General features: G+C 55.5%; 15 protein-coding genes. 13 read left to right on the top strand and 2 right to left on the bottom strand.

Features of this window, described 5'->3' with window-relative positions; genetic code table 11:
- Positions 1–19: 19 nt before the first annotated feature.
- The 4 genes from COHPA_RS0108000 (at position 20) to COHPA_RS0107985 (ending at position 2,971) form a co-directional block, all read left to right on the top strand.
- On the top strand, positions 20–502 hold the full coding sequence (locus COHPA_RS0108000; RefSeq protein ID WP_027085660.1) for a hypothetical protein: 483 nt from the start codon (positions 20–22) through the stop codon (positions 500–502).
- 83 nt (positions 503–585) lie between these two features.
- The gene (locus COHPA_RS0107995; protein WP_027085659.1) at positions 586–1,803 is read left to right on the top strand and encodes a M24 family metallopeptidase; all 1,218 of its coding nucleotides are present in this window, start codon (positions 586–588) and stop codon (positions 1,801–1,803) included.
- Between the two features lie 53 nt (positions 1,804–1,856).
- On the top strand, positions 1,857–2,438 hold the full coding sequence (locus tag COHPA_RS0107990) for a Uma2 family endonuclease (RefSeq protein WP_027085658.1): 582 nt from the start codon (positions 1,857–1,859) through the stop codon (positions 2,436–2,438).
- Between the two features lie 146 nt (positions 2,439–2,584).
- Positions 2,585–2,971 carry a hypothetical protein gene (locus COHPA_RS0107985; protein WP_027085657.1) on the top strand — a complete coding sequence of 129 codons (387 nt, stop codon included), beginning with the start codon at positions 2,585–2,587 and terminating at the stop codon, positions 2,969–2,971.
- Between the two features lie 44 nt (positions 2,972–3,015).
- On the opposite strand, the gene COHPA_RS0107980 is transcribed toward COHPA_RS0107985, so the two are convergent.
- Positions 3,016–4,062, bottom strand: a complete 1,047-nt coding sequence (locus COHPA_RS0107980; RefSeq protein ID WP_027085656.1) for an EAL domain-containing protein — start codon at positions 4,060–4,062, stop codon at positions 3,016–3,018.
- Positions 4,063–4,159: 97 nt separating this feature from the next.
- Here COHPA_RS0107980 and gatC point away from each other — a divergent pair, with 97 nt between their 5' ends.
- The 8 genes from gatC (at position 4,160) to COHPA_RS0107940 (ending at position 11,847) form a co-directional block, all read left to right on the top strand.
- Positions 4,160–4,447 carry an Asp-tRNA(Asn)/Glu-tRNA(Gln) amidotransferase subunit GatC gene (gene gatC, locus COHPA_RS0107975; RefSeq protein WP_027085655.1) on the top strand — a complete coding sequence of 96 codons (288 nt, stop codon included), beginning with the start codon at positions 4,160–4,162 and terminating at the stop codon, positions 4,445–4,447.
- A gap of 65 nt (positions 4,448–4,512) precedes the next feature.
- Positions 4,513–5,973 (top strand): Asp-tRNA(Asn)/Glu-tRNA(Gln) amidotransferase subunit GatA, encoded by a 1,461-nt coding sequence (gatA, locus tag COHPA_RS0107970; protein ID WP_027085654.1) that lies wholly within the window; start codon positions 4,513–4,515, stop codon positions 5,971–5,973.
- A 13-nt stretch (positions 5,974–5,986) separates the two neighbouring features.
- Positions 5,987–7,426: an Asp-tRNA(Asn)/Glu-tRNA(Gln) amidotransferase subunit GatB gene (gene gatB / locus COHPA_RS0107965; protein WP_027085653.1), complete on the top strand. Its 1,440-nt coding sequence runs from the start codon at positions 5,987–5,989 to the stop codon at positions 7,424–7,426.
- A gap of 65 nt (positions 7,427–7,491) precedes the next feature.
- Complete coding sequence (locus COHPA_RS0107960) at positions 7,492–7,956, top strand: GNAT family N-acetyltransferase (RefSeq protein WP_027085652.1); 465 nt, start codon at positions 7,492–7,494, stop codon at positions 7,954–7,956.
- Between the two features lie 89 nt (positions 7,957–8,045).
- The gene (locus COHPA_RS0107955) at positions 8,046–8,747 is read left to right on the top strand and encodes an MgtC/SapB family protein (protein WP_027085651.1); all 702 of its coding nucleotides are present in this window, start codon (positions 8,046–8,048) and stop codon (positions 8,745–8,747) included.
- A 25-nt stretch (positions 8,748–8,772) separates the two neighbouring features.
- On the top strand, positions 8,773–9,453 hold the full coding sequence (locus tag COHPA_RS24290; protein WP_027085650.1) for a DUF6677 family protein: 681 nt from the start codon (positions 8,773–8,775) through the stop codon (positions 9,451–9,453).
- 84 nt (positions 9,454–9,537) lie between these two features.
- Positions 9,538–9,969, top strand: coding sequence for a Fur family transcriptional regulator (locus COHPA_RS0107945; RefSeq protein ID WP_027085649.1), 432 nt, complete (start codon positions 9,538–9,540; stop codon positions 9,967–9,969).
- Between the two features lie 135 nt (positions 9,970–10,104).
- On the top strand, positions 10,105–11,847 hold the full coding sequence (locus COHPA_RS0107940) for a glycosyl hydrolase family 18 protein (RefSeq protein WP_027085648.1): 1,743 nt from the start codon (positions 10,105–10,107) through the stop codon (positions 11,845–11,847).
- A gap of 70 nt (positions 11,848–11,917) precedes the next feature.
- Here COHPA_RS0107940 and COHPA_RS0107935 read toward each other — a convergent pair whose 3' ends face one another.
- The gene (locus COHPA_RS0107935; protein WP_027085647.1) at positions 11,918–12,304 is read right to left on the bottom strand and encodes a DUF2614 family zinc ribbon-containing protein; all 387 of its coding nucleotides are present in this window, start codon (positions 12,302–12,304) and stop codon (positions 11,918–11,920) included.
- A gap of 199 nt (positions 12,305–12,503) precedes the next feature.
- Here COHPA_RS0107935 and COHPA_RS0107930 point away from each other — a divergent pair, with 199 nt between their 5' ends.
- The gene (locus tag COHPA_RS0107930; protein ID WP_027085646.1) at positions 12,504–13,391 is read left to right on the top strand and encodes a nucleotidyltransferase-like protein; all 888 of its coding nucleotides are present in this window, start codon (positions 12,504–12,506) and stop codon (positions 13,389–13,391) included.
- Positions 13,392–13,720 lie beyond the last annotated feature (329 nt).

The following is a 13,720-nucleotide window of genomic DNA, read 5'->3' as shown; positions in this document are numbered from 1 at the left end:
GGAAGGACGGTGAGGGCGGATGGCCAAGCTGCTATTCGGTATTCTGATGACCGTCGTATGGTGGATGCTGCACGCGCTTCAGCTTGACGAAGAAGCGGCAATGGGAACGTTGAACGACGTGAAGCAGGCGGCGAACAGCGCCGCGCACGCCGCCGCCCAGCAGTTAGACAGGGACAAGCTGGAGCTAGGCGTTGTGACGATCGATTATGACCGGGCGGAACAAGCGGCGGCAACCTATTTAATGGAGAACCTTGCGCTCGATCTAAATTTACAGCCTACGGAAGAGAGTATATTGGAAAGCGCAGTCGAGGTACGCGCGTTCGAGGTATTCGGCGAACATACCTTATATCCTTATACGTATAGGAACGAGGAATACGATTACGAGGTTACGTTCGACCGCCCCGGCGTCGTGCTGATCGTGCACGTGCGATACCCGGCGTTGTTCGGCGTTCTCGCCCCGATCGGGTGGGACGTCAGAAGCTCGGCGGAATTGGTCTATTAGCGGCCGATGGCCATAGTTGACGCGCCCCCTTCCATTTGCTCTAATGGTTTCATAGCGAACGAATCGGAAGGGGGATCGCGAGCATGACGCAACGACAAGCGCATCCGGAGGAATGGAACAACCGGGCGGCGAAGCTCCAGACGCGGCTTCGAGAGGCAGGGATGCAGGGCTGTCTGATCTCGCAGAACGTCGGCATCTATTATTACGCCGGAGCGATGCAGACTGGGTATTTGTTCATGCCCGCGCAAGGCGAGCCGACGTACTACGTGCGAAGAAGCGTCGCGCGAGCGGAGCGGGAGTCGAAGATCCGCGCCTCGGAGCTTCTTTCGTTCCGGAATTTCGGCGAGCAGTTAGCGGCGGATTATCCGTGGCTGAAGGCGGCCGAAGATCAGAACAAACCTGCGATCGGAGCAGATCTCGACGTCATGCCGGCGCAGTTGTACTTGCGCTTGGCGGAGGCCGCTCCAGGGGTCGCATGGACGGACGGTTCGTCGCTGCTGCGCGAGGCAAGAAGCGTAAAGTCCGAATACGAGCTTGAATGCATCTCGAACTCGGCGCAGGTAGCCGCGGATGCGCTTGAGGCGGGACTTGCCGCGCTTAAGGAAGGGATGACCGAGCTCGAGCTGATGGCGGTCATCGAGAACGCGATGCGATTGCGCGGCCATGTCGGAATCATGCGGATGAGAGGGTACAATCAAGAGATTATGACCGGCGTCGTCGCCGCGGGAGCGGCTGCCGCCGAACCGTCTTATTTCGACGGACCGGCCGGCGGCAGGGGATTAACCGAGGCCGCGCCGCAAAGCTCGAGCACGAGGCCGATCGGCCGGAACGAGCCGATTCTGCTCGATATCGGTTGCTGCGTTGACGGCTATACGATCGATCAGACCCGCACGGCCGTTATGGGTAAGCTTCGCCCTGAACTACAAGCGGCATACGACACGTCGGTTTCGATTATAAGAAGAAGCGAAGAGCTTCTGAAGCCCGGCGCAAAGCCGGAAGATCTGTACGCGGAAGCGCTTGAGATGGCCGCGCAAGCGGGATTGTCCGAGCATTTCATGGGCTACGGCAGAGACCAGGTCAAATTTCTCGGACACGGCATCGGACTCGAGATCGACGAATGGCCGGTGCTGGCCCGCGGATTTCGCGCGCCGCTCGAACCGGGCATGGTTATCGCGATCGAACCGAAATTTACGTTCCCGGAATGGGGCGTCGTCGGAATCGAGAATACGTACGTCGTGACGGAGACGGGCTGCAAGGCGATCACGAAGTCGCCGGAGCGCCTATTTGAGTTGCCGTTGTAGACATGCTAGAATCTGTATTATAATGGAAAATAATGCACGTTGGGGGGATTGCAATGTCGGATAGAACGTCGTTCGATCCTTTTCTGATCAAAGAGTCGGGCTGGACTTACGAGGATTACGCGGAGCTTCCCGATAACGGCAATCAATACGAGATCGTGGCGGGAATGCTAGAGTTAAAACCGTCTGCATCGACGACTCATCAAAGAGTTAGTCAGAAGTTGGAGAGAATTTTACTGGGAAGTTGCGAGAATGAATATATCATTATAGATGCGCCGATGGACGTTATCCTCTCCGAACAGGATACGCGGCAACCCGACATTCTGATGGTGCACCGTTCCCGCGCTCACATCGTGCAGGAACATGCCGTCGTCGGACCGCCGGATCTCGTGATCGAGATCTTGTCCCCGACCTCGATCAAGCGCGATCGGATGATGAAGCTGCGCACGTACGCGCAATTCGGCGTACCCGAGTATTGGATCGTGGACCCTGCACATATTACGATAGAACAATATTCGCTCGCGCATGCAGGCCAACCCTACGAGCTTCTGAACGTGTACACGGCGGAAGAATACGTCGAATCCGAGCATATTCGCTGCGTGCGTTTTAAAGTCGTCGACGGCCTGACTTTCAAGTAGTTCTCATCTACTCTCTTAAGGCGTTTCCTCGGCGGAAGCGCCGCATTTGTTTTCCGGCGATTTGCATAGCGTTGTCGATTTTAGTAGGATATAGCTAATAGAAACGAAAAGGCAGCTTGTAACTTGTTACAGTAGGAGGAGTAGCGATGCTGAAGCTCGGGGAAAAAATCATAATCGTGGAAGATCGCTTCGAGCAGAATATGCCCGTTGGCGAGTACGGCTTTATTATCGCTTATGATCGTAACAACGACAGCGCGTTCGACTACATTATCCGCGTTCCGAAAGCGAACAGGCAGTTCTACGTGCCTGCTACCGATATTGAATTGGAAACGACGTTGCTGGAGCTGGAGGCGGAACGGACTTCGCGCGAGGCGCTGATCGATTATGCGCTCGCCACCCGTAACGAGGAGCTGTTCAAGAGCATTATGAACGGCGGCAACGGGGTTCAAGCGGAGCAGGAAGACGATGAGGGCGCCGAAGTTCTCAGCCCGGAAGCGTTCATTAAGCAAGTCAACTTAAAGGCATGGATTTGAGATCAATCGGGACGGAGCAGGATTTACCCGCTCCGTCCCTTTCCTTATCGCGAAGACGCCAACATTCGGGCAGGCCCCGGCGATGCTCGGCCGAATAGGAATCCCTGGAACAACGGGATACCGACTTGGCGCAAATAACTCCATTCCTCTTCCCTTTCGACTCCTTCGGCAAGAACCGTTCCCCCGAATTTCGCCGCGCGATTAACCAAATCGCCGATATACCGTTTCTTTGCCTCGTCGGTATCGCAGCCGCTTACCCACCTTCTGTCCATTTTGACGTAGTCCGGCTTCAGCCGATCTACCGTACTTAGCGTCGCGAAGCCCATACCGACGTCATCCAAAGCTAGTCGAACGCCTTGCGAACGAGCGATGTCGAACACCCTGCCGAGCGCAGGGTCGTCCAACCGTTCGGTTTCCATGACCTCGAACACGTAATCCTGCGCGTAGGTCCCGGATTCGCGAATGCAATCGAACGTCCCTTGCAAGCACTCGTCGGGTTGATGGAGGGAAGAGGGGAGGAAGTTGATGAATCGCTTCGTACCCGCCGGCAGATGGCTGGCTCCCAGGCGAATGGCAGACCGGCGAGCGGCGCGATCCAGGAAGGCGTGATGGCCGATTCTCCGCGCGGTTTCGAACAGATTCGCGGGCTGGAACGGAGCAAGCTCCGGCAACGGACGCAGCAGGAACTCGTATCCCTCGATGCGGCCTCCGGACTGTACGATCGGCTGCATGTAGGTCGTGAACAGGCGATGCAGGATCGTCTCGGCAACGCTTCTTCCCCCGACTTCGCCGAACAACTCGGGAAGCGGCTTCCAATCCGGTTTCATGTCGGGACCGTCGGAAATTCGGAAGCGTATCCGCCTCGTTTCATCTGGAGGAAGCCGTCTTTGAAGCGTGCTGATCAGACGCAGAAGCTGTCCCTCTTCATCGTAATGCAGCGATAGCGGCATATTCTCGGACGGCGATACTTCATGAATGACGTCGCGAAGCAAGGCGCGCGCGCCGGCGTTGTCCGCCGCGAACTCTACGTAACCGTTATCTTTAAGCGGAAGCGGGTAACGTCCGCTGCGGGGTTCGTTCTCGAGTGGCATGTTAACCCTCCTTGTCATGTTGTTGCTTAAGCGCGAGTATGTCCGATATAATGGTAGGAATGAGCGGAAATACGGTTGTTAAGGAGGATTTACACGAATGAGCATCAGTATTAAAGACGTCGAACATGTAGCTAACCTAGCGAGACTAGAACTGTCGGATGCCGACAAAGAACAGTTCGCGGGGCAGCTTAACGCGATATTGAAATATGCGGAGAAGCTGAACGAGCTTCATACCGACGAGATCGAGCCGACGAGCCATGTGCTCCCGATCGTTAACGTGATGCGGGACGATGCCGTTAAGCCTTCATTGACGGCCGAGAAGGCGCTGTTGAACGCTCCCGAAGAGGAAGACGGTCAATTCAAGGTGCCGGCAGTACTGGAATAGGAAACTAAGGGTGAGTTAGTTCGAACCCGACGAAGATTCAATAAATCTAGGAGGAGCAGAGCCCCATGTCGTTGTTCGATTTACGGCTTTCCGAATTACATAATCGTCTTACAACCAAACAATTATCCGTCGCCGAGCTCGTCGATGCCTCGCTGTCTAGAATCGCGGAGACCGACGTCAAGATCGGCGCGTTCTTGACTTTAAATGAAGAGAACGCGCGCAAAGCGGCATCCGAATTGGACGCTGAGCTCGCGTCCGGCGGCGAGAAAGGCCTCTTGTTCGGCATTCCTGCCGGCATTAAGGACAACATCGTAACCGAAGGCTTGCGCACGACTTGCGGCAGCAAGTTCCTGGAGAATTACGACCCGATCTATGACGCCACCGTAATGAAGAAACTGCGCGCCGCGCAATCGATTACGGTAGGCAAGCTGAACATGGACGAATTCGCGATGGGCGGATCTAACGAGAACTCCGCGTACCATCCCGTTCGCAACCCATGGGCGCTGGATCGCGTACCCGGAGGCTCCAGCGGCGGTTCGGCCGCAGCGGTCGCCGCGAGGCAAGCGTATTTCACGCTCGGCTCCGATACCGGCGGCTCGATTCGCCAACCGGCAGCTTATTGCGGCGTAGTGGGCTTAAAGCCGACGTACGGTCTCGTGTCCCGGTTCGGGCTAGTCGCCTTCGCGTCGTCGCTCGATCAGATCGGTCCGATTACGAAGAACGTCGAAGATTCCGCGTACGTGCTGCAAGCGATCGCGGGTCACGACGAGCGCGACTCGACTTCCGCGAACGTGGACATTCCGGATTACCTGTCCGCGCTTACCGGCGACGTCAAAGGACTCAAGATCGGTGTTCCAAGAGAGTACATGGGCAAAGGCATCGACCCGCAAGTGAAAGAGCGGGTGCTCGAAGCGCTCAAAGTATTCGAATCGATGGGCGCGCATTGGGAGGAAATTTCCTTGCCGCATACCGATTATGCCGTTGCTACTTATTATTTGCTGGCTTCTTCCGAAGCATCCTCGAATCTCGCTCGGTTCGACGGCGTCCGTTACGGCGTCCGCGCGAGCAATCCGGATAACCTGCTCGACATGTATCGCCGTTCCCGCAGCGAAGGCTTCGGTCCGGAGGTTAAACGCCGGATCATGCTCGGGACTTACGCCCTTAGTTCCGGATATTACGACGCTTATTATAAGAAGGCGCAGCAAGTGCGCACGCTCATTAAACGCGATTTCGATCAAGCGTTCGAGAAGTACGATCTCATTATCGGACCGACCGCGCCGACTCCGGCGTTCAAGATCGGAGAGCAGGTCGGCGATCCGCTGACGATGTATTTGAACGATATTTGCACGATTCCGGTCAGCCTGGCCGGCGTGCCCGCGATCAGCATTCCTTGCGGCACCGCGGACGGACTTCCGGTCGGTCTGCAAATTATCGGCAAGCATTTCGACGAGGCGACCGTGCTGCGGGCCGCGCACGCGTTCGAGAGCCAGACCGGGTTCCATAACCTGCGTCCGGCGTTGTCTTAGGAGGGCGTTCATCATGGCTAATTCCAAATACGAAACCGTCGTCGGGCTTGAAGTGCACGTCGAGCTCCACACGAAGTCCAAAATTTTCTGCGGCTGCTCTACGTCTTTCGGCGCGCCGCCTAATACGCATACGTGTCCGGTTTGCCTCGGGCATCCGGGCGTCCTGCCCGTACTGAACCGCCAAGCGGTCGAATACGCCATGAAAGCGGCGATGGCGATCAATTGCGAAATCGCCGAATGGTGCAAGTTCGACCGGAAGAACTATTTTTATCCCGACTCGCCGAAAGCGTACCAAATCTCCCAATACGACCAGCCGATCGGACAGAACGGTTGGATCGATATCGAGGTTAACGGCAAGACGAAGCGGATCGGCATTACCCGCCTTCACTTGGAGGAGGACGCGGGCAAGCTGACGCATATCGACGGGGGTCTCGGCTCGCTCGCCGACTTCAACCGCGTCGGTACGCCGCTCGTCGAGATCGTGTCCGAACCGGATATCCGCTCTCCAGAAGAAGCGAAAGCGTATCTCGAGAAGCTTCGCGCGATCATGCTTTATTGCGACGTATCCGACGTGAAGATGGAAGAGGGCAGCATGCGCTGCGACGCCAACATCTCCATTCGTCCGTTCGGTCAGGAGAAGTTCGGCACGCGCGCCGAGCTGAAGAACATGAACTCGTTCCGCGGCGTTCAGCGCGGCCTCGAATACGAGGAGCTTCGTCAAGCGGACATCCTCGACGGCGGAGGACAAGTCGTGCAAGAGACGCGCCGTTGGGATGAGAACCAAGGCAAGACGTTCAGCATGCGCAGCAAGGAAGAAGCGCACGATTACCGCTATTTCCCGGATCCCGATCTCGTTCGACTGCGTATCGACGACGAGTGGAAAGCGCGCGTTCGCGCGTCGATTCCGGAGCTTCCGGACGCGCGCCAAGCGCGCTACATCTCGGAATACGGTTTGTCCTCATACGACGCGGGCGTATTGACCGCTTCGATGAAGCTGGCGAATTTCTTCGAAGAGAGCCTGAAATTCACGACCGACGCGAAAGCATCGGCTAACTGGATCATGGGCGATCTGCTCGGCTACTTGAACGCGAACAACTTTGAGCTCGAAGATGCGAAGATTACCGGCCAAGGTCTCGGAGAGTTGATCCAGCTCATCGAGAAAGGTACGATCAGCACGAAGATCGCCAAAACGGTGTTCAAGGGTATCGTGGAGACTGGCAAATCACCGGCGCAGATCGTCGAAGAGCAAGGCCTCGTGCAGATTAGCGACGAAGGCGCGATCGTCGCGGTCGTCGATGCCGTCATCGCCGCGAATCCGCAATCCGTGGAGGATTTCCGCGGCGGCAAGGATAAGGCGATCGGCTTCTTGGTCGGCCAGATCATGAAGGAAACGAAAGGCAAAGCAAACCCGGGCCTAGTGAACAAGCTGCTGATGGAACGGTTAAAAGGATAAACGAACTGGGAAACGGCAATCCCGCTCGGGCGGAATTGTCGTTTCGTGCATCCGGGAGTGATAGTATGCTCGAGATTATAGGAATAAAAGACGCGGAAGTCGCCGAAGAAGTATGGGCGCTTCAGCACGCTGCCTATCGGGTAGAAGCGACGTTGATCGGCGTGGCGGATCTGCCTCCCCTTCAAGATACGGTGGAGAGCCTCCGCCAAAGCCGGGAGACGTTCTGCGCTATACGGGGGCCGGAGGGCGATTTACAGGGCGTGATCGCTTATGAGCAAGAGCGAGAAGGGCGATACGTCATCTGCAGGGTAATGGTGAACCCCGATCATTTTCGCCAAGGCGTCGGCTCCAGGCTGCTCTCCCATCTGCTCGATGTTTTCCCCGGCGCGCATTGGTCGGTTACGGCCGAAGCTCGTAATCTGCCTGCTTTGGCGTTATACGAGAAAGCCGGATTCAAGAGACTAGGGGCATTCCGACCGGCACCGGGCATCACGCTCATTCGGCTCGAACGTGGCGTGTCTCCGTCTTAAGGCTTGGGATCGCCTAGTCGACAGCCCGTTGTTGCCTTGACAACAACCATGCTACAATGAATAAAATTGGGCGAGGAAGATGACAAGACATGCACGATCCATGGATTATCGGCGATGAGCATCTCGCGTTGCGGCTGCTGTTATCGGTGCTGCTGGGCGGCCTGGTCGGCTTCGAGCGGGAACGCAAAAATTCCGCCGCGGGATTGCGAACGCATATACTAGTGTGCTTGGGCTCATGCCTGATTATGGTGTTGTCGATGTACGGCTTCGCCGCCTTCGCGGACGAACCGAACGTCAGGCTCGATCCGGCGAGGCTTGCGGCGCAAGTCATTACGGGTGTCGGTTTTCTTGGCGCCGGAACGATCCTATTCACGGGCAAAGCCATTACCGGACTTACGACGGCCGCGTCCGTATGGGTCGTCATGGCGGTCGGGCTGGCGGTCGGAGCCGGTTTCTATATGCCCGCCGTCACGACGGCCGTTCTCGTGCTTCTCACTCTGTGGGGATTGAATATCGTAGAGAAAAGGTTCGTCAAGCACAGGCGGGAATATGCGATTACGATAACGGCCGATTCGAAGGCGCAGCTCGTGGAAAGCGTGCATCAATTGCTAGCGGACAAAGGTGCCAAGCTTACCCAAGTGCGCTTCGGGGAAGCGGTCAGGACGGCGGACGACGCCGCGCCGTTGCAGCATATTCATCTGAATATCATGCTACCGGCCCGTGAACAGCTCATGTCGGTTGCGGACCAATTCAGGCGAATCGAAGGCGTTAAATCGGTAATCGCGGAGTAAAAGCGAAAGGTCGGAGGAATCCGTTATGAATGAAACCGATCCATGGCAACAAGACCGCGGCTATCGGACGCCTCAAGGCTATCCGCCCTACTACGGACGCCCCCCGCATAGAAAAAGCAAATGGCTTGCAGGGCTGCTGTCGTTTTTAATTCCGGGCGTCGGGCATATGTATGTAGGGAAAATGATCAAGGCCATCTTCATCATGCTGATGATCGCCGGTGTCATAACCGGAATCGTACAGGTAGCGATGGCCGGAAGCAATGCGCTCAGCATCGTGCTGCTGAGCCTGTTGTTGCCGATCATCTACTTTTACAGTTTATTCGATGCGATCCAGAGCGCCGACAGCGTCAATGCGAGGCTTGCCGCCGCGGAATGGCACGGAAACGCCGGGTATCCGAACGGTTATTCGCAACCAATGCCGCCGCAGCAACCCGTGCAACATCATGTGCCGATGCAACCGCCGCAACAGTCTCCTTTTCCGGAGCTCAAAGGAGTTCCGCTCAAAAAAATGGCGCTGCTGGCGATTGTTTTCTTATTGGTTATTATTATCGCGGAGGAGACTTGGTCTGGATGGAAAATCGAATCCACGCTATCGATCATCGGGGCAGTCCTATTGATCGGAGCGGGAATCGTGATGTGGGCTTGGGAGCTGCGAGGTCCTCATGGACCTAACGGACCTAACGGACCTAACGGACCCGGGCAATAACCTCTCGGAGGCTTCTTCCATTGACAAGTTTCGAACCTCGCACGTACAATGAGGCTATAACTGACATGAAAGGCTGTGAAGAGCATGGACTCCAGGGTCGATCATGCCGTGGACCAGCTCAAATCCGGAGGAGTCCGGATGACGCCGCAACGGTATGCGATACTGCAATATTTAATGGAATCTCACGACCACCCGACAGCAGACGAAATCTATCGGGCGTTGTCTCCGCAATACCCGAGCCTGAGCGTGGCGACCGTGTACAATAATCTAAAGGTGTTCATCGACGCCGGACTAGTCCGGGAACATACTTACGGGGACGACTCCAGCCGATTCGACGCCGATCTCTCCGACCATTATCACGCGATCTGCACCAAATGCGGCACGATGGTCGATTTTGAGCATCCACCGATCAAAGACGTGGAAGAGGCCGCGACGGCATCGACGGGCTTCAGCGTATTCGGGCATCGGATGGAAGTGTACGGACTGTGTCCGACCTGCAAGACGATGCATGCATAACGAGCATCAATAACAAAGCGCGCAAGGACTCGAGGTCTAAGCGCGCTTTTTTATTTCGTACGAATCAGCAACTTTGGCGCAAGCAGCTTCGTTTTGTTATCGTAACCTTTTCAACTTAGATGGGGAGTGAAAGTATTGGATAATCCGATGATGACGGGCCGACGCCGCCGCCGCGGACGATTCGCGCCGTTACTTCTATATAGCTTTGTTGTATTACTTGCCGCTTTCGCCGTCGTATGGTGGTACGGTCTGAGGGATACGTCGTCGCATGAGCGGGTCGTACCGGAATATATGTCCCAGCGGCATCCGATCATGCTGCGCGGCGAATGGACAAGCAGCCATGCGTTGGGCGACGGAGAAGGGATGCGAGTTCCGTTGTCGGTCGCGCAGAAATTGTTGGGTGACGGACTGCGTTACGAGAAGGCCAGCGAATCCATCATTCTTACGACGGAGCACGACGTGCTTCATTTTCGGACAGGCGAACTCGAAGGCACGCTCAACAATAAACCTTTCTCGCTTGCTTTCGCGGCGGAAAAGTCGGGCGGCGATTTGTATTTACCGCTTGCTCCGCTGACTAAGCTGTTCGGACTGCAAGCGAATACGGACGGCGGCAGCGGGATCGTGACGATCGACGCGCCGGGCGACGAATTCCGGACTGCCGAAGTGCCGTCAACTTCCAAGAAGGACATCAAGCTGCGCGCGGGGCCAAGCAACAAGCACGCGATCGTCGAAGATTTGCCTGCGGGAACTTCGCTGCGCATCTGGTCCGAGCAAGAGGGTTGGTATGCCGCGCAGTCTGTTTCCGGTCAATTGGGTTACGTGAAGTCAAGCGCCGTGAACCTTACCGGGGAGCAGAAGATCGCGGAGAACACGGACGGCGAAGAACCGTTCGTCGCATGGAAAAGCGACGGGCGCAAAATCAATATGACTTGGGAAGCGGTATACTCCGCGAATCCGGACACGAGCAAAATCGGCGAGTTGCAAGGCGTGAACGTCGTAAGTCCGACGTGGTTCGAACTGTTGAACGGCAAAGGCGAAATCCGCAGCAAGGCGGACGGAAGCTATTCCGCCTGGGCAAGGTCGAAAGGCATCCAAGTGTGGGGGTTGTTCAGCAACGGTTTCGAGCCGGATCGCACCCACGAAGCGCTCTCTTCCTACGAGACGCGGCTTGCGATGATCGAACAGTTAATCGCATATGCGAAATCGTTCAAGCTGCAAGGCATCAATATCGACTTCGAGAACGTGTATACGAAGGATAAAGACAACCTTGTTCAATTCGTACGCGAGATGACGCCGTTGCTGCATGAATACGGCCTAGTCGTATCGATCGACGTTACGCCCAAATCAACAACCGAAATGTGGTCCGCGTTTCTCGATCGCGCGCGACTTGGCGAAGTCATTGATTATATGATGGTCATGAGTTATGACGAGCATTGGGCAAGCAGCCCTAAAGCCGGCTCCGTATCTTCGTTGCCATGGGCGGAAAATACGGTAGCGCGTATTCTGGAGGAAGACGGGGTGCCGCCCGGCAAGCTGATTATGGGGATTCCATTATACGCCAGATTATGGACGGAAGAGCCAGACGGTAAAGGCGGCATTAAAGTAAGCTCTAAATCCTTGGGAATGAGCGCGGTTCAAAAAATCGTTAAGGACAGAAAGCTGAAGCCTCAGTTCTCCGAGGAAACGGGTCAGTACTATGTCGAATATAAGGACGGGGACAAGCTCATGCGAATTTGGATCGAGGATGCGACTTCGATTAAAGCGCGAGCGGAAGTCGCCCGGAAGTATGACTTGGCTGGCGTGGCGACATGGCGTCGCGGCTTTGAGACGCCCGATATTTGGGGCGTGCTGGACGAGGCATTGCAAAGCCGTCCGTAATAGGCAACGAAAAACCTCCGCTTACGGCTCGTTGGCAGCCGCGGGCGGAGGTTTCGATATCTTCTACAGATCAAGAAGAAGTCGTCGTGGTAACCGTGGGCGAAGCGGGTTCGGAATCCTCGTCATGACCGTCCGCGGCATAGGCGGGATCCCAAGTCAGAATCGTATGGCAATACATGCAGCGATCCGTCCTGCCTAGCATCTTCGTCTTTTTACCGCATTCCGGGCAATCCAGAACCGGAGCGCTGGTAGACAGCATTCCTACATAGAAGTAAATTCCCATGCTCGCGAAGCAACTGATCATTCCGAGCACCATGAATACGGCGGCGATTATTTTACCGACATTGCCGAACAGCAGAATGCCGCTAGTACCGAATACCATAATTCCCATGCCGAGCAACACGAGGAGCAGCCCCCAAGTGCGCATCGTCGATATTTTGCTTGCTTTCCATTTCATGTTGTTTAACTCCCATCCTTGTAGGCCGTACTTAGTAATCGGCTAGCTGCTGCAACGCGGAGTTAACGTCCGCAGCAGGAAACCGCGGGGGCGTTGTAGAACTAGACCATACCTGAAATATTATTATAACTTACATTCGGCGGACAGGCGAGCGTCAGGCTTCGGTGCTGTCCGAATCACTTTGGGAGGCGTGACGAAGATGGTCAGGTCGGACAATAAGGGGCTATTGTATACGGAGTGGTTCGGGGACGAGAGGGGATTGATCGGGCTGCTGCTCGTCGCGAATCCTTACTCGTATCAGCCGATGATCAACGGAATGGACCGTATCGCGGTATTGATCCTGAACGAAGTGGAGCCGGTCAAGGAGATCGAACATATCCTCTTGGACGGAGATCGAGTTCAGGTAAGGCGGCTTACGCCGATGATGTTCGAGAGCCTGCTGCTGAGCCGGGATAATCACAACGCGGTTCAGATGCTTGCGCAAGGCGAGATTCTCCTCGATGGCGAGCGATATCTGGCCGAACTCCGCGGGAGATTAATCGAGTGGTCGCCTATGCTCCGCGACCAGAAGCTGCTATGCGAGTTCTCGAAATTCGCGCGCACGTATTTGCAGGCTAAACAAGACATTAAGGACGGGCAAGTTCTCGACGCTTATGCCAACATCTTGTCATCGCTTCATTATTGGGCGCATATCGCTCTGATCGAGGAGGGCTTGCATCCGGAGTTAACCGTATGGGAGCAATTGCGGCGCGTCAACCCCGGCGTCTATAAGCTGTTCGAGGAGCTGACGACAAGCCAAGAGACGCTCGAGCAACGGGTACAGCTTGTTTTGCTCGCATGCGAGTTCTCCGTACTAACCAAAATGGAGTCCTGTTGCGCGCTGCTCATTCGCATTATCGCTTCCCGTCAGGAGCCATGGTCCCCGGCAGAGCTTCTGCAGCATCCGGACCTGGCCGAGCTGTCGATCGACATCTCCTTGCTGCTGCAGAAGCTAACGATGCGCGGGTGTATCCTGGAGATCGCAAGACCGACTCGTTCTCGCGGATCGGGCATACTGGAGCTATGCTACAAGGTGCCGGACCGTTAAAAATTTCATCGTCAAAAATGTCGAATTAAGCGTTGACTTCGGATGTCGATCTGTGATAAATTAAGTCTCGCCGCTGAAAACGGGTAACGAAAGAAACGCGCAGCGGACACGGTCGAACAGCCGACGAGTGGTAAAGTTAAAAAATACCTCTTGCAATCGGTTAGGCGAATGTGATATATTATAAAAGTCGCCGCTGACGCGGTGGCCACGAAAATGCAACGAAGCTTGTTCTTTGAAAACTGAACATCGAGCGTAATTTACGGTAATAAAACGTTCACTTCGGTGAACAAACCAGCAATACAGATTGAGCCGAAAGGCTCTTCGATAAA

This window comes from Cohnella panacarvi Gsoil 349, from assembly GCF_000515335.1.
Lineage (GTDB): Bacteria > Bacillota > Bacilli > Paenibacillales > Paenibacillaceae > Cohnella > Cohnella panacarvi.
The sequence above is the reverse complement of the archived record's forward strand: the minus strand, read 5'-3'. Positions and strand labels throughout refer to the sequence as shown.

Bases quoted from the DNA above. Each gene is read 5' to 3' on its own strand.
- COHPA_RS0108000 (WP_027085660.1), top strand. From the start codon at position 20: ATGGCCAAGCTGCTATTCGGTATTCTGATGACCGTCGTATGGTGGATG.
- gatB (WP_027085653.1), top strand. From the start codon at position 5,987: ATGGCTAATTCCAAATACGAAACCGTCGTCGGGCTTGAAGTGCACGTC.
- COHPA_RS0107935 (WP_027085647.1), bottom strand. From the start codon at position 12,304: ATGAAATGGAAAGCAAGCAAAATATCGACGATGCGCACTTGGGGGCTG.
- COHPA_RS0107980 (WP_027085656.1), bottom strand. From the start codon at position 4,062: ATGCCACTCGAGAACGAACCCCGCAGCGGACGTTACCCGCTTCCGCTT.
- COHPA_RS0107985 (WP_027085657.1), top strand. From the start codon at position 2,585: ATGCTGAAGCTCGGGGAAAAAATCATAATCGTGGAAGATCGCTTCGAG.
- COHPA_RS0107960 (WP_027085652.1), top strand. From the start codon at position 7,492: ATGCTCGAGATTATAGGAATAAAAGACGCGGAAGTCGCCGAAGAAGTA.
- COHPA_RS0107990 (WP_027085658.1), top strand. From the start codon at position 1,857: ATGTCGGATAGAACGTCGTTCGATCCTTTTCTGATCAAAGAGTCGGGC.
- COHPA_RS0107995 (WP_027085659.1), top strand. From the start codon at position 586: ATGACGCAACGACAAGCGCATCCGGAGGAATGGAACAACCGGGCGGCG.
- COHPA_RS0107930 (WP_027085646.1), top strand. From the start codon at position 12,504: ATGGTCAGGTCGGACAATAAGGGGCTATTGTATACGGAGTGGTTCGGG.
- COHPA_RS0107955 (WP_027085651.1), top strand. From the start codon at position 8,046: ATGCACGATCCATGGATTATCGGCGATGAGCATCTCGCGTTGCGGCTG.
- COHPA_RS0107945 (WP_027085649.1), top strand. From the start codon at position 9,538: ATGGACTCCAGGGTCGATCATGCCGTGGACCAGCTCAAATCCGGAGGA.
- gatA (WP_027085654.1), top strand. From the start codon at position 4,513: ATGTCGTTGTTCGATTTACGGCTTTCCGAATTACATAATCGTCTTACA.
- COHPA_RS24290 (WP_027085650.1), top strand. From the start codon at position 8,773: ATGAATGAAACCGATCCATGGCAACAAGACCGCGGCTATCGGACGCCT.
- gatC (WP_027085655.1), top strand. From the start codon at position 4,160: ATGAGCATCAGTATTAAAGACGTCGAACATGTAGCTAACCTAGCGAGA.